Below are 24,062 nucleotides of genomic sequence, written 5' to 3'. Positions count from 1 at the left end.
CGCTGCGCGGGGCCGCCCTGGCGTCGTTCGGTGGCGACCGGTTACGGCACGACCTCCACGATGTCGCCCAGGTTCAGGTAGTTGTAGAACTCCCGCGCCCCGTCCCAGGTCATGCGAATGCAGCCGTGTGACTTGGATTCGATCGGGCCCACGTGAAAAGCGATATCGCCGTTGAAGAACATGGCGTAGTGCATGGGAGCGTTGTGCATGGTGCTCCAGTGGAACGGCTTCTTGATGAAGACCTTGAAACTGCCCGGCGGCGTCTCGTAGCCCGACTTGCCGTGCGAGATCGGCGTCGGACCGAAGACCACCTTGCCGTTGTCCATCAACCAGGCCTCGTTCGTGCCCAGCTGCAAGCACGCCCGGGCGGCCGCCGAGCACGGCGCGGTCATCGCCTGCTCCGGCTGCACGATCGCCGGGACGCCTGGAACGTCAGGTCCACCGGGCCACAGCGGTTCCGCCTGCGCGGGCGCCGCCATGGCGATTCCGGCCGACACGATGCCGAGGTACACCGCGCATCGCGCTGCCTGACTGATACTGCGGTTACTGCTCATGAAGTCCGCGACCTCTCTCCCGTGCCGCACCGCCCTGGGTGACGCCAACAGGGTGATGCGACCATCTCGTCGAGCACTGACCACCTGGAGGTGTGGGCATCATTGTGTCGTGCGACGCGAGGGATTTGCGGTGGAAACGCGCAGTAGGCGTGAATTTCGTACCCGAAAATCGTGTCGGCTAATCGTGTCGCCGCCGAAATTCCTGGATATCGGGTACCACCTGGTCTGATTCCGGAGCAGGCAGGCGCGCACCGAACCCTCGACTCGCGGTAGCCCGTTCTTTGCGTCCGATTTGCCGGAACCCAAGGCGCGGTGGCTGACCCGGTGCGGCGTGGTATGCGCGTACCATGACTGCCTTCGCCACACCCCCACGGACAAGGGAGGAGCGGTCGTGCCCCGGTTGGTCGACCACGAACAGCGCCGACGCGAAATCACCGACGCGGTACGGCGGGTGGTGGCCACCCGCGGACTGGAGGCGGCGACCTTCCAGTCCGTGGCCGCCGAAGCCGGAATCTCGGTTCGCCTGGTGCAGTACTACTTCGGCACCAAGAAGGAGTTCCTCCGCGCCACCCACCAGGCGGTCGTGGTGGACAGCGGCCAACGCTTCGCCCACGCCCTGACCGAACTGGGCGAGGGCGCCTCGCCGCGGGCCACGCTCCGCGCGATCCTCCTCGCCCTCCTCCCCTTGGACGAAGCCTCCCGCCGCGACACCATCGTCCTCGGCGTATTCAACCTCGCCGCCCGCACCGGCGAGGGTATGAGCACCGACGAGCTGATGGGCCCGCCGAAGTACCTGGTGGCCATGATCGCCGAGCAACTGACCCGCGCCCGAGCCCTGGACCCCACCGTGTCGATGGACCCCGCCCTCGACGCCGAACTGGCGGTGGCGGCCATGGGCGGGCTCACCCAGGGCCTGGCCAGCGGCTACGGCACCCCCGACCTCGCCATCCCCCTCGTCGATCGCCTGCTGGACCATCTCTTCGGTCCCGGCCACTGATCGAGGGCACCTGCCTACTTCGGCGGCAGGGTGCGGGCGAAGTTCACACTGCGGCGTACCCATTCCTCGAGGGTCGCGTCGTCGGCGATGGCGGCGGGGGTGACCCGTAGCCAGCCGTGCATTTCGCGGCCGCCCATGACCATGGGTTCTACGGCGTTGCGGCGCAAGAGGTTCGGGGCATCGTCCTTGTCCACTCGGGCCAGCAGCCCGCCTTCCCTGGCGGCGGCCACGGCCATATTGCCGCTGATGAGGAAGGCGAGTCCGCCGAACATCTTCTTCTCGGTCGCGTCCGCGCGGTCGGGGCCGAGGGCGTCCCGAATTCGTTCCGCGAGCATCTCGTCGAAGGCCATACCGCATTGTGGACCCGGGCACCGACACATAGCGCGTGGCACCATGATCGCGTGATGGGCTTGCGGAGAACCACGGTGGTGTTGGCGGCGGCGGGAATCGCGGCGGGTAGCTGTGTGGGGGTGGGGCAGGCCGAGGTCGCTCCGGTGGGGGTGCGGTATGTGAATTCGGTGGTGATCGGCGACGATGTCGAGTTCGACGGCGAGAAGATCGGCGGGCTGTCGGGCATCGATTACGACCCGGAGAGCGGGTCGTATGTGGCGATCAGCGACAACCGGGGCGAGTCGGGGCCGGTGCGTGCGTACACCTTGCGCCTGCCCGTCGGCGCGGATGGCAGGCTGGGTGCGCCGGAGTTCGAACGGGTTGTCGCGCTGCGCAATGCGGAAGGCGAACTGTATCCGCCGCGGACCGCCGACCCGGAGGCCATTCGGTGGACCCCGGACCGTCGCGGCTTCTACTACACCAGTGAGGGCGAGGCGAAGGTCGGGCAGGCCGGGTTCGTGCGGCAGGCGACGCTCGACGGCGGGTATGTGCGGGATCTGCCACTGCCCGAGGCATTCTCGCCCCGCCTCGACGCTTCCGGTCAGCTGGTGGCCGGGATTCGCGACAACCAGGGCTTCGAGCCCATGACCCTCGACGGCGGCGCGCTCGTCACGATGAGCGAGAACACCCTCGTACAGGACGGCCCCGAATCCGGGATCGTCGACGAGGGCCGCGCTCGCTTGGTGCGCATCGACGCTGCCACCGGAGCCGACCTCGGCGAGTACCTCTACCCGGTCGACCGCGCGGCCCTGGTCGCCGCACCCGGCTCCACGGGCGTCTCCGAAATCCTCGCCCTCGACGAAGACCGCTACCTGTCCTTGGAACGCGGCATGATCCCGGGCCTCGGCTTCACCGCCCGCCTCTACGAAACCACCACGGCGGGAGCCGATCCGGTGACGGGCACCGCCGTCGCCCCGACCGCCCGCACCATGCCCAAGCGACTGCTGTTCGACTTCCGCGCCAACGGCATCGACCCGGAGTGCGCGGAGGGCCTCACCTTCGGCCCCACCCTCCCCGACGGCACCCGCACCCTGATCATCGCCTCCGACAACAACTTCGGCCGCGCCGGACGCACCGCCTTCCACCTGTTCGCCCTCGACGGCGTGCGCTAGCCCGCGACACCGCCCGAGCGGTCAGCGGACGGATATCGACTCCTCACCCTCCGTCTCGGCCGCTTGCAGCTTGCGCACCCGTGCCCCCTCCACATCGATATCGGGCACGATCTTGCTGAGCCACTTCGGAATCCACCAGGCCGATTCACCCATCAGCACCAGCAGGGAGGGGATGAGGATCATGCGGACGATGAAGGCGTCGAGCAGCACACCGGCGGCCAGAGCGAAGCCCATGGACTTGGCGGTGGCGTCGGGCTCCATCAGGAAGGAGCCGAACACGAAGATCATGATGACGGCGGCCGAGGTGACCACGCGCGCGCCGTGGTGATAGCCCCTGATCATGGCTTCCTTGGGCGCGCGGCCGTGGACGTACTCCTCGCGCATGCGACTGACCAGGAAGACCTGATAGTCCATCGCCAGACCGAATACCAAGCCGATCAACATGATCGGCAGGAAGCTCACGATCGGCTGCGGATCGTCGATGAAGCCGAGCTTGCCCTCCTGGAAGATCAACACCGTCGCGCCGAAGGTGGCCGCCATGGAGAGCAGGAATCCCAGCGCCGCCGTCAAAGGCACCAGCACGGAACGGAATACGGCGATCAGCAACAGGAAGGCCGCACCGGCCACGATGGCCAGATAGGGCACGATCTTGTTGAGCAGTACGTGGTCGATATCGGCGTAGATCGCGGTGGTTCCGGTGATGCCGTACTCCATGCCGTATTGAGATTGGAACTGCCCCTCCGCATCTCGCGCATCCCGCACCAGATCCTTGGTCGCCTGGTCATTGGGCCCGGTCTTGGGCACGCCCTCCAAACGCGCGCCCTGCCGATCCTCGCTCCACACCGGCTCGGTCACATAGTTCATATCCGGATAGGAGGCGAGCTCGTCGCGCAGCGCGGTCACCGCGGCTTCGCGCTGATCCGCCGCGACATCGTCCAGATCGACCGCCACCTGAAGCACGCCATTGCTACCGGCGCCGAAGCCCTCGGTGCGCAATTCGTATGCCTTTCGGACCGTGGAGGTCTTGGGGAAGCTGTCCTCACCGGGCAGCCCGAGATTGATGCCGACCGCCGGAATCGCCAGCGCACCGAGCACCAGCACACTGAGGATCAGCGTCACCGCCGGAGCCTTGCCGATCAGCTGCCCCACGCGCATACCCAGACTCGACTGGCTGTCGTCCTCCGGATCGTGCTGCGCGATGAGCGGCAGCTTCGGCTTGAACAGCACCCGCCCGAACGCGCCCAGCAGCGCGGGCATGAGCGTGAGCGCGACCAGCACCGCGAACGCCGCCGCGACCGCACCGCCCAAACCCATGAACGTCAGGAACCGCACGCCGACGATGCTCAATCCGACCAGCGCGATGATCACCGTCGACCCGGCGAAGACGACCGCCGAACCGGCGGTGCCCAGGGCGACACCGGCCGCCTCCTCCGGCGAATCCTGCACCGCCAGTTCATGTTTGTACCGGGACACGATGAACAGCGCGTAGTCGATGGAGAGCGCGATACCGATCATCGACGCCAGGAATGTGGTGAAGCTGGGAACATCGGTCACCGCGGTGCCGAGGAAGATGAACGAGGTGGCCGCGCCCAATCCCACGATGGCGGTGATGATCGGCACGAACGCGGCGACGATCGCGCCGAACGAGATGATCATGACCAGGAAGGCGAAGCCCATGCCGATCATCTCGGACTTGCCGCTGGGCTGCTGCTGCTCCATGGCAATACTGCCCGACATCTCCACCGTCAGCCCCGCCGCGCGCGCACCGTCGGCGACGTCGTAGGCGGCCGCGCGATCCTCGGCGGTGATCGCGGTGAAATCCTTGATGGCGAAGGGCACCGTCAGCACCGCGACCGAATCCGGATCGCTCGGATTCAGCACATTGAGCGGGGCGTTGCTGCATCGGGACACGAACTCGGTCGAGGTGCGGTCGCCGTCGAGGCAGTTCATCTGCTCGGCCAGGGTGATCGGATCGACCAGCGGTTTGCTGTGATCGACGATGCCCAGGCCCTCGAGCTGCCCGACCAAACCCTCGATGGCCGCGCGGTTGGCGGGGTCGGTGAGCTTCTGGCCTTCCGGTGCGCCGATCACATACGTGCCGGTGACCGCGTCGAACTGGAATTCCTGCGACATGCCCGGAAAGTGCTTGTCCAGGATGGCGTTCGCGCGCTCCGACGGCAGGTTCGGAATGTCGAAGGAATTGCTCATCGGCTCTTTGACTTGGGCGCTGAGGCCGCCGAGCAGCAGGAACAGAATCAACCAGACGGGGAGGACCACCCACTTGCGCCGATACGCGAATTTGCCCCACCGGTACAGATAGACGGACACGAGCTACTCCTAGCGTTCGCTGGTCGAGCCGTTCGGTCTGCATTGCCCAATCTCTCGAGTGTGCTGGGTAATTGCTACAAGATCAAGTTTGTGCCCCGACCGTTACCTTCCGACCGGTCGTTCCTTGTGGGTTGTGATTCCACGGGTCATGCTGGATCGGGTCTGGAGTTCTACGAGATCGAGATGTCGTAGAACACGATCAGGGGGTACTCGGTAGCTGTGGAAGCCCCACCGACAGTCGGCGTCGAAGAAGAATTCCTCCTCGTGGATCCGCGAACGGGCACGCCGGTCGGCAAGAATGTGGATGTCGCCCGCACCGCCGCGGATTCGGGAATAGACCTGCAATTGGAATTCACCCGCTGTCAGGTGGAGACCAGTACCCGCGTGCACTCCACCACCACCGGCCTACTGACCGAGTTGCGGGAATTGCGCCGAGGGGTGGCGGCGTGCGCGGAGAAGAACGACGCCCTGTTACTGGCGGCGGGCATACCGCCGACGCCGTCGGATGATCTGCCGGTCACCAGTACGCCGCGCTACCGGCGCATTGCCGAGGACTTCGGCATTCTGGCGCACGAGCAGGGGCTGTGCGGCTGCCACGTCCATGTCGCCGTTCCCGACCGCGAGGCGGCGCTGCAGGTCAGCAATTTCCTGCGACCCTGGCTGCCGCTGTATCTGGCGTTGACCGCGAATTCCTCCATCTACCACGGCATCGAGACCGGCTACGCCAGTTGGCGCAGCGTGCTGTGGCGGCGCTGGCCCAGTGCCGGTCCGCCCCCGCACTTCTCCTCGGTCCACGAATACGACGCGGCCGTGGAGATGATGCTCTCGCTCGGCGTGATCCTGGACCGCAAGATGGTGTATTGGGATGTGCGGCCCTCGGTGACCTTCCCGACCGTGGAGATCCGGGTCAGTGATGTGCCCGCCACCGTGGAGGAATCGGCTCTCCTGGCCGCCTTGGTGCGGGCCACGGTCATGACGGCGCGCAAGGATCTCGCGGCCGGACGGCAGGCCCCGGTGATCGCGGACGACGTCCTGCGCGCGGCGTACTGGAAGGCCGCGCGGCTCGGCATCGACGGCGACGGCGTCAATCCGGTCGACGGACAACTGATCCCCTCCCGCGACCTGCTCGGCACCCTCATCGAGCGCGTCGCACCCGCCCTGGAGGAGTTGGGCGACCGCGCCTTCGTCGACGACGCCATCGCCACCCTCATGGCCCGCGGCAACGGCGCGCGCCGCCAGCTCAACGCTTTTCGCGCCCGCGGCGAACTCGGCGATGTGGTCGAGGAGCTCGCCGAGGCGACATTGCAGTGAGCGCCGCTACGAGCCGACCATGCCCGAGACGATGGTGAACAGCAGCACCAGGACCGGGATGAAGAACAGTGCGCCGAGAATCTGCGGGCGTTGGTGCAGCGGGCGGCCGGGATCGGCGGGCTGGTACGGCGCGCCCGGAATCGGCGGCGGCAAATTCACGACGCGTTGGCGCGCGAAGAGATTGATCGCGATGGTGATGGGATTGATGAACAGGGAGGCGAATCCCCACCAGCCCTGCCACAGGCTGTCACCCGTCATCGACCGGAAGGTGGCCAGCCCGCAGTCGCGGCAGAACGGCCCGGGCACTTTGCGGAATTGCATCATGAACACCAGTCCGCGGTGCGCGCGAAAGGTGACATCCACCGCCGGAGTGGACCCGCAGTACTGGCAGTAGACACCGTTGGGTTCGGCGAAAGGTTCGGCGTCAGGGCGTGTTTCGAACGTGGACAAGCTGCGGTGATCCCCCCGGTAGCGCATATGTGACGCGGTATTCAAACACATGTCCACCCGGGGGCGCCACCGCAAGCCACGAAAACCGCTGTGCTGTCAGCTTTCTCCGGGGCCGAGCTGCCAGGTGATGCGGCTGCCGATGGCGGCGGCGTAGCGCTCCAGGGTGGAGATGCGTACGTCGACCTGTCCGGCCTCGAGGCGGGCCACCGCCGATTGTGAGGTGTGCATGCGGGCGGCTATCTCGGTTTGCGACAGGCCCGCCGTTCGGCGCTGCGCCACCAGGTCCATGAGCAGGCGGCGGCGATCGGTCGACATGCGCCGCAGCGTCGCGTCATTGGTGAGCTCGGCCGGTGAGCCGAGTAGCTCGGTGCCTTCGATCATATCTTCAACGGTATCCCTGATCAGGTATCGCGCACAGGCGATTTCAGTGTCCTCGACGAAGCCATTCCTTCAGATGCGGCGCCTCCGCGCCGATACTGGTGTCCTCCCCATGGCCGGTGTGTACGACGGTGGTGCCGGGCAGTGTGAAGAGGCGGTCGGCGATCGAGGTGACGATCGTGCCGAAATCGGAGTACGAGCGACCGGTCGCGCCCGGGCCGCCGTGGAACAGAGTGTCGCCGGTGAAGACCGCCCCCAGATCGGGGGCGTGGAAACAGCACGCGCCCGGCGCGTGGCCGGGCGTGTGCATGACCCGCAGCGAGGTGCCCGCCACCTCGATGACCTGCCCGTCGCTGAGCTCGGCATCGGGCAGTCGGTCGGGGTGGGTGAGTCGCCACAGCACCAGATCGTCCGGGTGCAGCAGCACGGGAGCGCCTGTCTCCCTGGACAATTCGGGAGCGACCCGAATGTGATCGTCGTGCGCGTGGGTGGCCAGGATGGCGGTGACGCGCCGGTCGCCCACCAGCTTCAGAATGGCCGACACATCGTGCGGGGCGTCGATGACGACGCATTCGGAGTCGTCGCCGACGACCCACACATTGTTGTCGACATCGAAGGTCTGCCCGTCCAGGCTGAAGGTGCCGGAGGTGACGGTGTGGTCGACGCGGGCCACTAGAGCACCACCACCGATCTCAAGACCTCGCCGTGGTGCATCTTGGTGAAGGCCGCCTCCACGGCGTCGAGCGGAATCGTCTCGGAGACAAAGGCTTCCAAATCGAACCGGCCCTGTTTGTACAGCTCGATCAGGTACGGGAAATCACGCGAGGGCAGGCAGTCGCCGTACCACGACGACTTCAGCGATCCGCCACGGGAGAAGAAGTCGATGAGCGGCATATCGAGGGTCATGTCGGGAGTGGGCACGCCGACCAGCACCACGGTGCCCGCCAGATCACGCGCGTAGAACGCCTGCTTCCAGGTCTCCGGCCGCCCCACCGCGTCGATCACCACATCCGCGCCGAACCCGTCGGTGAGTTCCTGAATCCGTTCCACCGCATCCTCTTTGGACGCGTTCACGGTGTGGGTGGCCCCGAATCCGGTGGCCCACTCCAGTTTCCGCTCGTCGAGATCGACGGCGATGATGGTGGTGGCACCGGCCAGCCGCGCGCCCGCCACGGCGGCGCTGCCGACACCGCCGCAGCCGATCACGGCCACGCTGTCGCCTCGGCTCACCGCACCGGTGTTCACGGCCGCGCCGAGACCGGCCATCACACCGCAGCCGAGCAGGCCCGCGGCCGCGGGGGAGGCGGTCGGATCCACCTTGGTGCACTGCCCGGCGTGCACGAGGGTCTTCTCCGCGAACGCGCCGATACCCAGCGCGGGCGTCAACGCGGTGCCGTCGGTGAGTGTCATGGGCTGCGCCGCGTTGAAGGTCGAGAAGCAGTACCACGGCTTGCCTTTGCGGCAGGCCCGACACGATCCGCAGACCGCGCGCCAATTCAGGATCACGAAATCGCCGGGCTCCACATCGGTGACGCCCTCGCCGACCGATTCCACGATGCCCGCGGCCTCGTGGCCGAGCAGGAACGGGAATTCGTCGTTGATGCCGCCCTCGCGGTAGTGCAGATCGGTGTGGCACACCCCGCACGCCTGCACGCGCACGACCGCTTCGCCCGGTCCGGGATCGGGAATGACGATCTCGGTGACTTCCACCGGGGCGTTCTTCGAGCGTGCGATCACGCCGCGCACAGTCTGGGGCACGTGTTTGCCTTCCTTTCGCGAATACGACTCACACTTTCGCACATCCGCATGAGTCGTAGCGACGCCATCGCCGGTCGCGACGGGTCATCCGGCACGAATTGTCATGCCGCGTCCGTGATTTCGTCCTTCGGCTCGGGTTCGGGCGGATTCGTGGCGGCGTCGATCTGCTCGCGCACATAGCGCAGCACGACCGTGGCCACGGCCGCCACCGGCACCGCCAGGAACGCGCCGATAATTCCCCACAGCGAGCCACCGACGGTGATGGCCAGCAAGACTACGACGGCGTGCATCCGCATACTGCGACTTTGCAGAACCGGTTGCAGCACATTGCCTTCCAGCTGCTGCACCACGATGATGATGGCCAGCACGATGAGCGCCGTGGGCACGCCCTTGGCGACCAGGGCCACCAGCACCGCCAGCGCGCCCGCCACGAACGCGCCGACGATCGGGATGAATCCGCCGAGAAAGGTGAGCACGGTCAGCACCATGGCCAGCGGAATTCCCAGAATCACCAGGCCCGCGCCGATGAGCACCGCGTCGATCAGACTGACCAGCGCCTGGGTGCGAATGAATCCGCCCAGGGTGATCCACACCCGATTGAGCACCTCTTCGATATGGCGGCCGCTGCGATTGCCGATGACGCCGTGCAGCCACGGCAGCAGTTTCGGCCCGTCCTTGACGAAGAAGAACACCAGCACCAGCACCAGGAACAGCGTGACAATGGCGGAGGTGGCGGTGCTGACGCCGCTGAATACACCCGTCGCAATACGCTCACCGCTGGATTGCAGGCGTTTGACAATGGCGTCCACGGCCGAATTCAATTGTTCGTCACGCACATTCAGCGGCGGGCCCTGCAACCATTGGCGCACCCGGTTCACGCCTTCGGAGGCCTGATCGGCCAGGGCCGGGGACTGATCGACCACCGACGGCACGATGAGCGCGATGATTCCGATCAGTATGCCGAGAAATCCGACCACGGTCGCGGAGGCCGCGGCGGCGGGTGGCAGTCCGCGCTGGGCGAGCCACCGCGTCGGCGGCCAGAGCACGGTGGCGATGACGATGGCCAGCGCGACGGGCAGGATGGCCACCCACAGTCGGGCCACGATCCAGCCGAGCACCCACGCGCCCGCCGCGATGGCGACCAGGCACAGCGACCACTTGGCCAGCCACAACAGTCCGCCGCCGATCACCTCGCCGCGGTCGCGGGGCGGGGGTGTGGGCTTGTCGTCGGTACCGGGATCGAGGGCAGGCTCGCTCATGCCGTCGAGTCTGGCACGAGACCGGTCCGATCTCGCGTCACCGCAACGCCACCGCCGCGGCTTCGGCGATCGTGTCGGCGATCGCGCGCAGCGTGGGGGAGTCCAGCCGCCACTGCTGCCAGTACAGCGGCACATCGATGACCCCGCGCGGGTCGAAGGCCACCATGCGCCCCGCCGCCAGATCCTCGGCGGCCTGGATATCGGGCATCATGCCCCAGCCGAGGCCGAGCGTGATCGCCTCGCCGAAGCTGGTGGACGAGGGAATGTAGTGGCAGGGCGGGTCCAGGGGTTTGCGGCTGTGGCGGCGGATGAGCTTGTACTGGAGGTCGTCGTTGCGGTCGAACTGCACCACCGGCGCGACCGCGAACGCCTTGGCGGTGGGTCCGTCGGCGAACCAGGTGCGCACGAATTCCGGACTGGCGGTGGGCCGATAGCGCATGGCCCCCAACGGCCGGACCGTACAGCCCTGCACCGGGGTCGAGGTGGCGGTGATGGCGGCCATGACGGTGCCGTCGCGCAGCAGCCGCGTGGTGTGTTCCTCGTCCTCGCGGTGGATCTCGAAGCAGATGCCGGGGCCGAGCCGCGCCAACGCGGGCAGCACCCAGGTCGCGAGCGAATCGGCGTTGACGGCGATAGGAATGCGCAAGGGATTCGCGGGTTGCTCGGTGTCGGTGGCCTCGCCGAGTTCGCGGGCGGTATCACCGATGAGCAGCGCGGTCTGGCGAGCCAGGCGCAGCACGGCCAGCCCGGATTCGGTGGGCTGCACCGGTTTCGTGCGCTGCAGCAGAATGCGGCCCGCCGCGTCCTCCAGGGCTTTGATGCGCTGGCTGACCGCCGAGGCCGTCACGTGCAGTCGGCGCGCGGCGGCCTCGAAGGTGCCCTCGGTGACGGCGGCGTCGAGCGCGCGCAGCTGGTCCAGTTGCAGGTCCATGTTAAGAAATCATAATGGTGCCGCAGAATCTTTAGCTGGTCTGTAGATTGCTGGCCGCTTACCGTCGAAGTCGTGAATGCTTCGTCGGCGGCCGTGGCCGCGCTCTCCGGTATGGGTTTCGGGTTGTCCCTGATCGTCGCCATCGGCGCGCAGAACGCCTTCGTGCTCCGCCAGGGAATTCGACGCGAGCATGTGCTGGCCGTGGTGTCGGTGTGCGCGCTCTCGGATGTGGCGCTCATCGGCATGGGGATCGGCGGCGTGGGCGCGCTGGTGCAGTCCGCGCCGACCGTCATGACCGTGCTGCGCTACGCGGGTGCGGCCTTCCTCATCGGCTACGCGGTGCTGGCCGCGAAGCGCGCGCTCTCCGGCGGCGCGCTCACGGGTGAATCGCACGGCGCGTCCATGGCGCTCGGCGCGACGGTGGCGACCTGTCTCGCGGTCACCTGGCTCAACCCGCACGCCTATCTCGACACCGTGGTGCTGCTCGGTTCCTACGCCAGCACCTTCGCCACGCCGGATCGATGGTTCCTCGCGGCGGGAGCCATGCTCGGCAGCATGGTGTGGTTCTTCGCACTCGGCTTCGGTGCGCGCTATCTGGCCCCGCTGTTCGCCCGCAAAAGCGCTTGGCGCGTACTGGATTCGGTGATCGCGGTGATCATGCTGACCTTGGCGGGCGGGCTGCTGTTCCTCTAGCGACACGGGCCGCCGACCGCGATCCGGACATATGGTCGCTGGCGAGATGCTGGATATTGACGGGTGATTGACCCGGTCCGATGCTGTCGCGACCGAAACTGTGGCAGACTCGGCCCGGGAGTGCGTGCGAGGTCGTGCATTCGACCGAGCACGGAGGTGATGCGGGAGTTGGGATCGCGATGGATCTGAGCGCCGTCGAGCGTCAGGTGGCCGACGATCGGCGGGCGGCCGCGGACCGATCGGCCGAAACCGAACTGCGGCTGGCGGACTCGCTGTGCGAACTCGCCAGCGCGCTGATCGCCACCAAGAACGACAGCTCGGTGCGAGACCGATCACCCGGTGCGCTGGAACCGGCGCAGGAGGCCGTGCACATTCGGCTGCGCTGGCTCACCGCCGGGCGGGTCGACGCCAAATTCGCCGGACAGGTGCAGGACGCGCTGCGGCTGTTCGAGCACGCGGCGCGCACCATCGGGCACCGGCAGCTGGCCACGCACACCATTCGCGAGGCCTGCAACGCGTATCGCTATGTGGCGCAGACCTATCCGAACGCCGCGGCGGCCTGCGCGGACTCGCTGTCCAAGTGCGGGGTGTGGCTGTGCCGCCTCGATCCCGACACCGCGGTGGCCGCGAGCTCGGACGCGGTGCGCATTCGCGCCGCGCTGTTCGCGAACGACCCGGAGACGGCCGGACGCTATATCGCGAGCCTGGATATGCTGTTGCGCACCTTCATGGTCGGGCGGCAGCGCAAACCGGCGCTGGCCATGTACCGGGAGCTGTACACCGCGGTCACCACCCCGGCGATGACCACGCAATTGCGCGAGACCCGCATCGAGGATCTGGGCTTCACCAGCAAGACGCTCACCGCGCTGACCAAATTGGACGCGCTCACCCTGGACCGCGCGGGTTACCTCACCCAGCAGCAGATCCTGTACCAGACCTCGGGCGACCTGGCCACCATCGAGGAGATCAATTGGAAGCTCGCGCTGGTGGGGCTCAAACCCCTTCCGGCGGGCGCGCTTCCGGATCTGCCGTCCAAGCCCACCGAGATCGCCACCTCCTTCGGCGCGCTCAGTGTGCGCTGCTCCGACAGCGACGCGCTCGAACAGGTGCGCGCGGCGGTGCTGGCCGCCTACACCGCCGATGGCGCGCAGGTGGTGGACTCCACCGCGTTTCTCGGTGTGGACCAACAGCATTGGAGCATTCCGCAGCCGCAGCCCAATCCGGAGGAGACTCTCGGCGACGATGTGGTGTTGCTGGAACGCACCTCCGAGCACTGGATTTCGGTGAAGAGCCTGAAGTGGGAGGTCGCACCGGTGGGCAAACATCCACTGGCGCTGAAGCTCTCGAAGCACTGGCCGGTGGTGAGCGTCACCACCACCGAGAAGCTGGCCTACGAGCTGTGCTGGTACGAGGACGGCGCGGCCACCCAGTACGCGGCCCAGGGGCGTCCGGCCGGGTCGAGTTCCCTCGACACACCGCTCGCCCCACTGAATTTCAGTGTGCTGGCCGAATTCGGCGCGGACTACGCCTCGGAGACGCAGGTGCGCGCGGCGTTCGGCAACACCCCCATGTTCGCCAAACTCACGCGCCTGCCCGCCAGCGGTATTCGCCAGGCCGCCGAGACCGGTCCGCTCACCGACTTCGGCGATCACATCGTGTACTTCCGCCGCCACCGCTGAGGGTTCAGGCCGCGAACAGCGCGCGGTCGGCCTCCGGGATCCAGCACTCGGCGGCCAGATCGCGGTTGTAGGTGTCGCGGAAGTGACCGATCAGATCGGCCAGCCCCGGATGGGTGTTGCTCGTATCCCACAGCAGCGCATGGGGATAGGCCGGGGTGGGCTCGACGATCGACACCCGCCGAATGTGCGGGTGCCACGGAGCCAGGAAGCCGTCGCCGCTGAAGGTCGCCAGCGTCGCCGAGGCCGCGATGTGGTCCAGGAGGAGCTCGATCGGGGCCGGGCCGGGACCGGCGTCGGTGGTGCCGAAGACCTCCGGACGTTTGCTGGTGTCGACGGGGACACCGGTGGCGGCGGTCAGATCCCGGTAGTAGTCGGACCATTCCGACGGCAGCGCGGCACCGGGCACCCACACCGTGAACTCCCGCAGCTCGCGCAGCGTCACCGCCGCGCGTCCGGCGAGCGGGTGCTGGCGGCCCACGAGCAGGTGCATGGGCTCCAAATACGCTGGGACGGCGTCGATATGGCGGGGCAGCGGGCGCGGGCCGCCGTGCGCTCGGGCGAAGGCGGCATCGGCGCGGCCGTTGAGCAGGGCGTCGCGTGAGGTGACGAAGGCGTTGGACAGCACGATCTCGGTGTCGGCGGGGTGGTGTTCGAGGTAGAACCGCAGCTGCCGCATGGCGGCCTGCCGTTCCCCGAGGACCGCGACGCGCAACGGTCCGGGATTGTCGCGGACCGCCGCCACCGCCTCATCGGCGAGCGCCAGCAGCGACCGGGCGTGCGGCAGCAGCCGCATCCCAGCCGCCGTCGGGGTGATTCCGGTGGGTATGCGCTCGAAAAGCGCTGTGCCCAGGTGATTCTCGAGCCGCGCGATGCGTTTCGACACCGCCTGCTGGCTGAGGCCGAGCACATCGGCGGCATGGCTGAACTGGCGCTCGTCGACGGCGGCGACGAAGGCGCGCACGGTCGCGAGGTCGAGATCGGACACCACCTCACCCTACAACGAATGGTTGTGCGGCCCCGCGTGTCCTTTGTTCGACCGTAGCGGCACCCAGCTGTTCGGATGAGCCGATGACCGAGGCGTCCTTCGTACATCTGCACAACCACACCGAGTACTCCATGCTCGACGGCCTGGCCAAGACGGATGCGCTGTTCGCCGAAGCCGAACGGCTCGGCATGCCCGCGGTGGGTATGACCGATCACGGCAATATGTACGGTGCGGCCGAGTTCTTCCGGCAATCCCAGCGCCACGGCGTCAAGCCGGTGATCGGTATCGAGGCGTATATCGCTCCGGAGTCACGGTTTTCGAGCAAGCGGGTGCGGTGGGGCGATCCGGCGCAGAAGTCCGATGACGTGTCGGGTTCGGGGGCCTACCTGCACATGACCATGGTCGCCCGCGATGCCGTCGGCCTGCGCAATCTGTTCCGGCTGTCGAGCCTGGCGTCGTTCGAGGGCCAATTGGGCAAGTGGCCGCGCATGGACGCCGACCTCATCGCCGCGCACGCGGAGGGGATTATCGCCACCACCGGCTGCCCGTCCGGCGAGGTGCAAACCCGTTTGCGGCTCGGGCAATTCGACGCGGCCTGTGCGGCGGCCGCGCGCTGGCGCGATATCTTCGGACCCGAGAACTTCTTCCTCGAGGTCATGGACCACGGGCTAACCATCGAGCGCCGAGTCCGCCAGGATCTGCTGGCCGTCGGCGCGAAGGTGGGCCTGACGCCCTTGGCCACCAACGACTGTCACTACGTCCTGCGCCAACAGGCCGCCGCGCACGAGGCCATGCTGTGCGTACAGACCGGCAAGGTGCTCACCGATCCGAATCGGTTCCGGTTCGACGGCGACGGCTACTACCTGAAGTCGGCGGCCGAGATGCGTGCCCTGTGGGACGACGAGGTGCCGGGCGCGTGCGATGCCACCCTCGCGGTCGCGGAGCGCATCGAACCCTACGACGAGGTGTGGGAATTCCGCGACCGGATGCCGGTGTTCCCGGTGCCCGACGGCCACACCGAGGACACCTGGCTGCGGCACGAAGTCGAGGCGGGACTGCGCTGGCGATTCCCGGACGGAGTCCCCGAGGAGTACCGCCGTCGCGCCGCGTTCGAACTCGACATCATTCGCGACAAAGGGTTTCCCGCGTACTTCCTCGTGGTCGGCGACCTGGTGGCGCATGCGCGCGAGGTCGGCATCCGGGTGGGGCCGGGGCGCGGGTCGGCGGCGGGGTCGCTGGTCGCGTACGCGTTGGCGATCACCAATATCGATCCGATCGAGCACGGCCTGCTCTTCGAACGATTCTTGAACCCGGAACGGCCCTCCGCTCCGGATATCGATATCGACTTCGACGACCGGCGGCGCGGCGAGGTGATCCGCTACGCCACCGAGCGGTGGGGTGTGGACCGGGTGGCGCAGGTCATCACCTTCGGCACCTTGAAGACCAAGGCCGCCATCAAGGATGCCGCCCGGGTGCATTTCGGCCAACCGGGATTCGCCATCGCCGACCGCTTGACCAAGGCGCTGCCGCCCGCGGTCGGTGCGAAAGACATTTCCGTGGCGGGCATTACCGATCCCGCGCACGAGCGCTACGGCGAGGCGACGGAGGTGCGGGCACTGCTCGCCGCCGACGCCGACGCGCGCCTGATCTACGACACCGCGGTGGGCCTGGAGGGCATGGTGCGCGGTGCGGGCGTGCACGCGTGTGCCGTCATTCTCTCCAGCGAGCCGCTGCTCGATGTGGTTCCGCTGTGGCGGCGGCCGCAGGACGGGGCCGTCATCACCGGCTGGGACTATCCGTCGTGCGAGGCCATAGGCCTGCTCAAAATGGACTTCCTCGGGCTGCGCACCCTCACGGTCATCGGGGACTGCCTGGACACCATCCGGGCCAACCGCGGTATCGAGATCGACCTCGACACCCTCGCCCTCGACGACGCCGCCACCTACGCCATGTTGGCGCGCGGCGACAATCTCGGTGTCTTCCAAATGGATTCGGCGGGCATGCGGGAACTGCTGCTGCGCATGGCGCCCACCGAGTTCAACGATTTGGTGGCCTCCAACGCCCTCTATCGACCCGGCCCGATGGGTGTCGGCGCGCACTGGGCCTACGCCGATCGCAAGAACGGGCGCGAAGCCGTCACACCCATTCACCCCGAACTCGACGAACCGCTGCGCGACGTACTCGCCGAAACCTACGCGCTCATCGTCTACCAGGAACAGATCATGCAGATCGCGCAGCGGGTGGCCGGATACTCCCTCGGCCAAGCCGATCTGCTGCGGCGGGCCATGGGCAAGAAGAAACCCGAAGTGCTCGCCATGGAGTTCGAGAACTTCCGAAAAGGCATGCTGGACAACGGATACAGCGATGCGGCCATCACGGCGCTGTGGGAGGCGGTGCTGCCGTTCGCGGGCTACGCCTACAACAAGTCCCATGCGGCGGGCTACAGCCTGGTCATGTACTGGACCGCCTACCTCAAGGCGAACTACCCGGCGGAGTTCATGGCCGCGCTGCTCACCTCGGTCGGCGACGACAAGGACAAATCCGCGACCTATCTGGCCGACTGCCGCAAACGCGGAATCCGGGTGCTGCCACCGGATGTCAACGAATCCGGGGCCGACTTCTCCTGTGTCGGACCCGATATTCGCTTCGGCCTCGGCGCGGTGCGCAATATCGGCGAACCGGTCGTCGAGGCCATCACGCGGGCACGGGCGGACGCGGCGTTCACCAGCTTCTCCGACTACCTGGCCAAGGTGGACACCGTCGCCTGCACCAAGAAGGTCGTCGAATCACTCATCAAGGCAGGAGCTTTCGACTCGCTCGGGCATCCCCGCCGTGGACTGCACCTCGTACACGGCGACGCCATCGACGCCGTGCTCACCACCAAGAAGGCCACCGCGCGTGGACAATTCGACCTGTTCGCCGGTGACGCCGCCGGACCCGGGGCGGCGGCCGTCTTCGAGATACCGGTACCCGATCAGGAATGGGATACGAGACAGCGGCTGAGCCTGGAACGAGAAATGTTGGGGCTGTATGTGTCCGGGCATCCCCTGGACGGCGTCGCATCGGCGCTCGCGGCGCGCTGCGACACCCCTATCGCGGCGCTCACGGAATCGGCTGTGCCACACGGCCGCCAGGTGGTCGTCGGCGGCATCGTGGCGGGCGTCGATCGCCGGGTGACGAAGAAGGGGGCGCCGTGGGCGATCGTGCGCCTGGAGGATCTGGACGCGAGTATCGAGATCCTGTTCTTCCCCGCCGCCTACACCGGCGCGGCCGCCGCGCTCACCGAGGACGCCATCGTGCTGATCACCGCGAACGTCAGTGTGCGCGAAGGCCGGATGTCGCTGCTGGGCAGTCGGGTGACCGTGCCCGACCTCGCCGGAACCAGCGCACCGGTCACGGTCAGCATCGGTGTGCACGCCTGCACCCCGGTGAACGTGCGCACCCTTCGCGAGACCCTGCAACGCCATCCCGGTCCCACCGAGGTGCGCATCTGTCTGCTCGGCAAGGCCGGACCGCGCCTGCTCGCCATCGACCCCCGCTACCGAGTCACGCCCTCCGCCGCGCTGATGGGCGAGCTGAAGGCGCTGTTCGGGCAGGGCTGCCTCGGTCAGTGAGCAAAGCGGCCGTCCGGTCGGGAAGGATCTGCTTGACTGCGCAGATGGATGCGACAACCGTGGACGGGCCGATCACCCAGATCGCGTGGGTGGTGGCCGATGTGGCGGCGACCGAGCGATTCTTCGAAACCTGCTTCGGGATTCGGAAGTGGACGCGGATCCCCGAGGTGCCCTTCGGCCCGGACACCTGCACCTATCGCGGCGAGCCCGCGGATTTCAGCGCGCACATCTCCCTGGGCTACCGCGGGGAAATGCAGCTCGAACTGATCCAGCCGGTGCGCGGGAAGTCGATCTACACCGAATTCCTGGAACGCGGCGGGCCCGGGCTGCACCACATCTGTGTGGAGCCCGCCGATTTCGATGCCGCACTCGCCACCGCCGCCGCCGGAGGTCTGCCCGTCGTACAGCAGGGTGAGATGAGCGGCGGCGAGATGCGATTCGCGTACCTCGACGGCGCGGCCCACGGCGTCCCCTACGTCGAGCTCGCCGAGATCGGGCCGAATATGCGCAAGTTCTTCCAGCAGCTCGCCGAGGACGCGTGATGACCACCGAGATTCCCGAGCTGATCGAGGCAGCGTCCGTAGCCGAATGGTCCGACGAATTCGATGTGGTCGTCGCCGGATTCGGCATCGCGGGCGGCTGCGCGGCGGTCGAAGCGGCTGCCGCCGGAGCCCGCGTGCTCGTCCTGGAGCGCGGCGGAGTGGCCGGTGGCACAACGGCTTTGGCGGGCGGGCATTTCTACCTCGGCGGCGGCACGGCGGTGCAGCGGGCCACCGGCCACGAGGATTCGCCCGAGGAGATGGCCAAATACCTCACGGCCGTGGCGCGCGATCCGGAACCGGAGAAGATCCACGCCTACTGCGCGGGCAGCGTCGAGCATTTCGAGTGGCTGGAAGGCCTCGGATTCGAGTTCGAACGCAGCTACTACCCGGAGAAGGCGGTCATCCAGCCCGGTACCGAGGGGCTCATGTACACCGGCAACGAGAAGGTGTGGCCATACCGCGAGAAGGCCACACCCGCGCCGCGCGGACACAAGGTGCCGGTGCCGGGAGACACCCAGGGTGCCGCGCTGGTCATCGAGAAGCTGGTGCGACGCGCGGCCGAACTCGGCGTCACCGTGCGCTACGAGACCGGCGTGACCAACCTGATCGCCGACGCCGACGGCCGGGTGGTCGGGGTGCGCTGGAAGCACGGCCGCGACACCGGCGCTCTGCGTGCGCGTTCGGTCGTCCTGGCGACCGGCGGCTTCGTCATGAACGCCGACATGGTCGCCGAATACGTCCCCCAGCTGGCGGCGAAACCCTTCGTGCTCGGCACCACCCACGACGACGGCCTCGGCATACGCCTGGGACTCTCGGCGGGGGCGCAAGCAAAGCACATGGACCAGGCCTTCATCACCGCACCGGTCTATCCACCCGCGCGCCTGCTCACCGGCATCATCGTGAACCGTGAGGGCCGACGATTCGTCGCCGAAGACTCCTACCACGCGCGCACCTCCGCGTACGCGCTGGAACAGCCCGGTGCGGTCGCGTACCTCATCGTCGACTCCGAACACATGGAGCGCCCGGCCATCCCGCTCGTCCCGTTCATCGACGGCTGGGAGACCATCGCGGAAATGGCTGCCGCACTGAACATTCCCGAAGCGGCCTTGCGAACCACCCTGGAGCGGTACAACACCCACGCCGCCCGCGGCGAAGACCCCGACTTCCACAAGGCCGCCGAATGGCTGGAACCACAGGACACCGGGCCGTGGGCCGCCTTCGACCTCACCCTCGGCACCGCCCTCTACGCCGGATTCACCCTCGGCGGCCTGCGCACCTCCGTCGACGCGGAAGTGTTGCGGGACAATGGCACACCCGTACCCGGGCTCTACGCCGCCGGAGCCTGCGCGGCCAATATCGCCCAGGACGGCAAGGGCTACGCCAGCGGCACCCAACTCGGCGAAGGCTCCTTCTTCGGTCGCCGCGCCGGACGCCACGCGGTCGCTCGGGCGTAACGCCGCGCGGTACCGACCGTTCCGCCATGCAACCGATTGGTCTTCATTCGGCGGAACAGTGATGTGGATCACCCGGTGGTCGTACCCTGTTCAGCACCACGAATTGCCGTGGCCAGAAAGGTGTCTCGGTCATGAGTAGTACGACCCCCACAGCCGTTCCCCCTTCCCAGCCCGTCGCGGCAGCGCCCACCCTGGTCACCGGATTATGGCGACGCAAAATCCCGCACTACCCCGATACCGGACCGCGCTACTGGTACCTGGGCGTCGTGGTCGTCGTCTCGGTAGCGCTGTACTACCAGCTGTTCGTGGCCGGAGCCGTCGGCAATGCGCTCATCGCCGATTTCGACCTGACCTTCCGGTACTTCGTCGGAATCTTCATCATCGGAGCGGCTTTCGGCGCGGCCGCGTCGGTGGCGGCCGGACTCCTGGACCGCTGGGGCCGGGCCAATATCGTCGCCTGGGGCGCGGTCATCTGTTCACTGCTGACCCTGTTCGCCCAACCCGCCACCACGACCAAGGAATCGTTCCTAGTCGTGTACTGCCTCATCAGCATTGTCGAGGGCGCGGTGCTGGTGGCCACCCCCGCCATCGTGCGCGATTTCTCCCCCCAATTGGGTCGAGCCTCGGCGATGGGTTTCTGGACCCTGGGCCCGGTGATCGGTGCGCTGGTAACCACCGAGATCTCCACCCTGACCCTGGACGAGCATCCGGATTGGCAGTACCACTACCGGCTGTGCGGTGTGATCTGCGTGGTCATCTCGGTGATCGGGCTCTTCGGACTGCGCGAGCTGAGCCCCGCCATCCGCGACCAGATCATGGTCACCATGCGCGACAAAGCGCTCGTCGAGGCGCGGGCGCGCGGGCTGAATGTGGAAGCGCTGGAACGGCATCAGTGGAAACAGATGATGCGCCTGGACATCCTCGGCTCGGCCCTGGCCATCTCGCTGTTCCTGGCGTTCTTCTACACCATCATCTCATTCCTGCCGGTGTACATGGCGACGAACTTCGGGTTCTCCCCGGCCAAGGCCAACGCACTGGGCAACTGGTATTGGATCGCGAGCGCGGTGGCGCTGGTGGGCACCGGCATCATCTCCGATCAGATGAAGGTGCGAAAACCCTTCATGGTCGTGGGCGCGGTGGTCAGCATCGTCGGTTTGTTCATGTTCATCCAGCTCACCGACCAGGCCGATACCGACTACTACACCTTCGCGCTGGTCATGGTGGTCATCGCCATCGGCACCGGTATCGCCTACTCGACGTGGATGGCGAGTTTCACCGAAACGGTGGAACGGGTCAACCCCGCCGCGACGGCGGTGGGCCTGGCGGTGTGGGGCGGCATTCTGCGGACCGTGGTCACCTTCGTCCTGTTCGGTCTGCTGTGGGTGGTGACCGCCGCGGGCACCCTGGTGAACTACGGCCCGAAACTGCAAGAGATCCAACACGAGTACAGCGCCGAGATAGCCACCATCCAAACCGTCGGCCCCGAAACCCTGGAAGCGCTCGGCAAGAATCCGAACGACACCGCCGCGCAGGTGGACGCCCTGACCAAGCTCACCAAGGGCGACCCCAAGGAAATCGAGACCACCCTCGCCCTCAACGCGCGGTATTCCCAGGAACTCGCCACCCTGCAAGCGGTCGACACCCCCACGCTCACCGCCATTTTCGTCAACCCCAACGACCAGGCGGCGGCCGCGTCGGCGGTCGGCCAGATCGCGCGGAAGTTCAATATCCCGCCCGATCAGGCCACCGCCAGACTGATTGCGGCACAACAGGTGCCAACCGCCGATCTGGCCGTCGCCAACCGCGTCGCCCCGCAGCTGACGGCGGCCAGCGCGAAACTGCAAGCCGTCGCGGCCATCCCGGCCGAGGACCGCGACTATCTCGCGGCCCACGGAACCGATGTGCAACAGGCGCAGAAGGATTCGGCGCAGCAGTGGGAGCGTTGGTGGTGGATCTGCCTCGCAGCCCAGGTGATCTTCATCCCGTTCGTCTTCATCATGTCCGGGCACTGGAGCACGAAGAAGGCCGCCGAGGAGGCCGAAGCACACGAACAGCTGGTCGAACAAGAGCTCCAGCAACTGGCGCACGGGGTACCGGTGGAGAAACTGTAGCGAGAGGTGGGGTCCGGATGCGGACACTGTTGGCGGCGGCCGTGGTGGCGCTGGCGCTCGCGAGCGCTCCGGCGCACGCCCGTCCGGTCATCGGACAGTATGTGGCCCTTGGGGATTCGATCGCGGCCGGTGGAGACTTCACCGATATCACCGGCCCGCTCGGCTGCCTGCGCTCGCGGCAGAACTATCCCAGCCATATCGCCGCCGCACTCGGACCCACCACCTTCGTCGACAACACCTGCACGGGAGCGTCGACCGCGCACCTGGGAACCGCCCAGCCGCTCGGAATCGGCAACAACCCACCACAATTCGACGGGCTGTCCACCGAAACCGACCTGGTGACGGTGACCATCGGCCTCTACGACCTGGACCCACTTCGCACCCTCGGACCGTGTCTGGCCCCGTCGCTGCTGGAGATGCGCCTCACCCCGCCCATCGGCAACCCCTGCGAACAGCAGTTCACCAGCACCGGCGTGGACACCCTCGCCACCCGCATCGACACCGAAGTCCGAGCCGCCGTAGCCGCTGCGCTACAAGGCATTCGGTCACGAGCACCACACGCGACCATCATCGCACTCGGCTACCCCGCCTGGCTCCCACCCACCACCGAGCAGTGCGGCTACTGGCACGGCATGGCCCGCGCCGACGTCCCCTACCTCCACCGCGCACTACGCGGCCTCAGCACCATCTTGGTGGAGGAGGCCGCCCGCGTAGACGCCATCGGCATCAACACCTACGACATCCCCGGCCACGACTTCTGCCAGACCCATGACGCCCGCTGGGTCGAATCCTTGACCACAACCGAGCCGACGCTGCCTTTCCAGACCAACAAATTGGGTGCGCGGGGACTCGCCGATTTGGTGCTGAAACTACTACGCGATTGACTCAGAAGTTCGGCCTGAACAAATTTGAAGATCCGAATATCAGATATATTTCCTGCACTGGGGCAACGCATTTCGCGATAAAATCGATGCATGACTTCGGGTGGGGAAATCATCGAGAACGGCGTGGTCGCCACATTGGCGAACCTCGACGTCCTTCTCGATTCCCTGCTCGACAATTCATGCACATCTTTGTCCGATGACGAGTTCATCGACCACATGCGTGAATTCGAGTGCTTCGCGCGCAAAGTCGCTGTGATGCAACACCGCTTCGCGCAAGCGGTCGCCGACCGCGGTCTCGCCCAGCGGTACGGGTTCAGCCCTACTGCCGGGGTGCGTAGTTTCCTCGTCGAAACCCTCAATCTGTCCAAGGGTGACGCGGCCGCGCGCGCCAACGCGGCCGAGCACCTCGACGACCGCCGGTTCAGCCCGAACGGGTACCTGCCGCCCGCGCTGCCGTTGACCGCGGCCGCGCAGGCCGCGGGTGAGGTGTCGGCCGACCATGTGCGCGTGATCATCTCGGTGATGGACCGCATCCCGAGCAGTGTCGAACAGCAGTCGCGGACCGAGGCCGAAGAACGCCTCGTCGAGGCGGCGCGCGTGTGCACGCCCGACGGGCTCAAGAAGGTCGGCGC

Annotated in this window: 21 protein-coding genes; 11 read left to right on the top strand and 10 right to left on the bottom strand. The window is 67.1% G+C overall.

The features are described 5' to 3' along the window. Positions 1-41: 41 nt before the first annotated feature. On the bottom strand, positions 42-554 hold the full coding sequence (locus tag ACIBH2_RS31930) for a L,D-transpeptidase (RefSeq protein ID WP_397124369.1): 513 nt from the start codon (positions 552-554) through the stop codon (positions 42-44). Positions 555-945: 391 nt separating this feature from the next. Here ACIBH2_RS31930 and ACIBH2_RS31925 point away from each other — a divergent pair, with 391 nt between their 5' ends. Then, positions 946-1,551: a TetR/AcrR family transcriptional regulator gene (locus tag ACIBH2_RS31925; RefSeq protein ID WP_397124367.1), complete on the top strand. Its 606-nt coding sequence runs from the start codon at positions 946-948 to the stop codon at positions 1,549-1,551. 14 nt (positions 1,552-1,565) lie between these two features. On the opposite strand, the gene ACIBH2_RS31920 is transcribed toward ACIBH2_RS31925, so the two are convergent. Then, complete coding sequence (locus tag ACIBH2_RS31920) at positions 1,566-1,901, bottom strand: TfoX/Sxy family protein (RefSeq protein ID WP_397124366.1); 336 nt, start codon at positions 1,899-1,901, stop codon at positions 1,566-1,568. Positions 1,902-1,955: 54 nt separating this feature from the next. On the opposite strand from ACIBH2_RS31920, the gene ACIBH2_RS31915 reads away from it, so the two are divergent. Continuing rightward, the gene (locus ACIBH2_RS31915) at positions 1,956-3,053 is read left to right on the top strand and encodes an esterase-like activity of phytase family protein (RefSeq protein ID WP_397124364.1); all 1,098 of its coding nucleotides are present in this window, start codon (positions 1,956-1,958) and stop codon (positions 3,051-3,053) included. Positions 3,054-3,074: 21 nt separating this feature from the next. Here ACIBH2_RS31915 and ACIBH2_RS31910 read toward each other — a convergent pair whose 3' ends face one another. Next, positions 3,075-5,381 carry an MMPL family transporter gene (locus tag ACIBH2_RS31910; protein ID WP_397124362.1) on the bottom strand — a complete coding sequence of 769 codons (2,307 nt, stop codon included), beginning with the start codon at positions 5,379-5,381 and terminating at the stop codon, positions 3,075-3,077. A gap of 219 nt (positions 5,382-5,600) precedes the next feature. Between ACIBH2_RS31910 and ACIBH2_RS31905 the strand changes: the two genes are divergently transcribed. Beyond that, complete coding sequence (locus tag ACIBH2_RS31905) at positions 5,601-6,692, top strand: glutamate--cysteine ligase (RefSeq protein WP_397124360.1); 1,092 nt, start codon at positions 5,601-5,603, stop codon at positions 6,690-6,692. A gap of 6 nt (positions 6,693-6,698) precedes the next feature. Here the strand turns inward: ACIBH2_RS31905 and ACIBH2_RS31900 are convergent, their stop codons facing one another. The 6 genes from ACIBH2_RS31900 to ACIBH2_RS31875 all read right to left on the bottom strand — a co-directional run bounded on the left by ACIBH2_RS31900 (position 6,699) and on the right by ACIBH2_RS31875 (position 11,468). Further along, entirely contained in the window at positions 6,699-7,142 is a 444-nt protein-coding gene (locus tag ACIBH2_RS31900) for a hypothetical protein (RefSeq protein ID WP_397124358.1), read from the bottom strand. Positions 7,143-7,238: 96 nt separating this feature from the next. Further along, on the bottom strand, positions 7,239-7,523 hold the full coding sequence (locus ACIBH2_RS31895) for a helix-turn-helix domain-containing protein (protein WP_397124356.1): 285 nt from the start codon (positions 7,521-7,523) through the stop codon (positions 7,239-7,241). Positions 7,524-7,566: 43 nt separating this feature from the next. Next, entirely contained in the window at positions 7,567-8,193 is a 627-nt protein-coding gene (locus tag ACIBH2_RS31890) for an MBL fold metallo-hydrolase (RefSeq protein ID WP_397124354.1), read from the bottom strand. After that, positions 8,193-9,278, bottom strand: coding sequence for an S-(hydroxymethyl)mycothiol dehydrogenase (locus ACIBH2_RS31885; RefSeq protein ID WP_397124352.1), 1,086 nt, complete (start codon positions 9,276-9,278; stop codon positions 8,193-8,195). The genes ACIBH2_RS31890 and ACIBH2_RS31885 overlap by 1 nt, the downstream gene beginning before the upstream one ends. Before the next feature lie 101 nt (positions 9,279-9,379). Next, positions 9,380-10,537, bottom strand: coding sequence for an AI-2E family transporter (locus ACIBH2_RS31880; protein WP_397124350.1), 1,158 nt, complete (start codon positions 10,535-10,537; stop codon positions 9,380-9,382). A gap of 37 nt (positions 10,538-10,574) precedes the next feature. Then, positions 10,575-11,468, bottom strand: coding sequence for a LysR family transcriptional regulator ArgP (locus ACIBH2_RS31875; protein ID WP_397124348.1), 894 nt, complete (start codon positions 11,466-11,468; stop codon positions 10,575-10,577). Positions 11,469-11,540: 72 nt separating this feature from the next. On the opposite strand from ACIBH2_RS31875, the gene ACIBH2_RS31870 reads away from it, so the two are divergent. Continuing rightward, positions 11,541-12,161 (top strand): LysE/ArgO family amino acid transporter, encoded by a 621-nt coding sequence (locus tag ACIBH2_RS31870; RefSeq protein WP_397124346.1) that lies wholly within the window; start codon positions 11,541-11,543, stop codon positions 12,159-12,161. A 179-nt stretch (positions 12,162-12,340) separates the two neighbouring features. After that, a complete protein-coding gene (locus ACIBH2_RS31865; protein WP_397124344.1) occupies positions 12,341-13,840 on the top strand; it encodes a hypothetical protein in 1,500 nt (499 codons plus the stop codon). A gap of 4 nt (positions 13,841-13,844) precedes the next feature. Here ACIBH2_RS31865 and ACIBH2_RS31860 read toward each other — a convergent pair whose 3' ends face one another. Next, complete coding sequence (locus ACIBH2_RS31860) at positions 13,845-14,825, bottom strand: LysR family transcriptional regulator (RefSeq protein ID WP_397124342.1); 981 nt, start codon at positions 14,823-14,825, stop codon at positions 13,845-13,847. A gap of 83 nt (positions 14,826-14,908) precedes the next feature. Here ACIBH2_RS31860 and dnaE point away from each other — a divergent pair, with 83 nt between their 5' ends. From dnaE to ACIBH2_RS31830, 6 genes are all read left to right on the top strand, one after another. Further along, positions 14,909-18,439: a DNA polymerase III subunit alpha gene (gene dnaE, locus ACIBH2_RS31855; protein ID WP_397124340.1), complete on the top strand. Its 3,531-nt coding sequence runs from the start codon at positions 14,909-14,911 to the stop codon at positions 18,437-18,439. Positions 18,440-18,483: 44 nt separating this feature from the next. Further along, positions 18,484-18,981, top strand: a complete 498-nt coding sequence (locus tag ACIBH2_RS31850) for a VOC family protein (RefSeq protein ID WP_397124338.1) — start codon at positions 18,484-18,486, stop codon at positions 18,979-18,981. Further along, positions 18,981-20,435: an FAD-binding protein gene (locus ACIBH2_RS31845; RefSeq protein ID WP_397124336.1), complete on the top strand. Its 1,455-nt coding sequence runs from the start codon at positions 18,981-18,983 to the stop codon at positions 20,433-20,435. The genes ACIBH2_RS31850 and ACIBH2_RS31845 overlap by 1 nt, the downstream gene beginning before the upstream one ends. A 131-nt stretch (positions 20,436-20,566) precedes the next feature. After that, positions 20,567-22,546 (top strand): MFS transporter, encoded by a 1,980-nt coding sequence (locus ACIBH2_RS31840; RefSeq protein WP_397124334.1) that lies wholly within the window; start codon positions 20,567-20,569, stop codon positions 22,544-22,546. A gap of 17 nt (positions 22,547-22,563) precedes the next feature. After that, the gene (locus ACIBH2_RS31835) at positions 22,564-23,430 is read left to right on the top strand and encodes an SGNH/GDSL hydrolase family protein (protein ID WP_397124332.1); all 867 of its coding nucleotides are present in this window, start codon (positions 22,564-22,566) and stop codon (positions 23,428-23,430) included. A 90-nt stretch (positions 23,431-23,520) separates the two neighbouring features. Continuing rightward, positions 23,521-24,062, top strand: a 542-nt coding sequence (locus ACIBH2_RS31830) for a DUF222 domain-containing protein (RefSeq protein ID WP_397124330.1), incomplete at its 3' end; no start/stop codon positions are given.

The sequence above is a fragment of the Nocardia sp. NPDC050406 genome (assembly GCF_044459025.1).
Lineage (GTDB): Bacteria > Actinomycetota > Actinomycetes > Mycobacteriales > Mycobacteriaceae > Nocardia.
The sequence above is the reverse complement of the archived record's forward strand: the minus strand, read 5'-3'. Positions and strand labels throughout refer to the sequence as shown.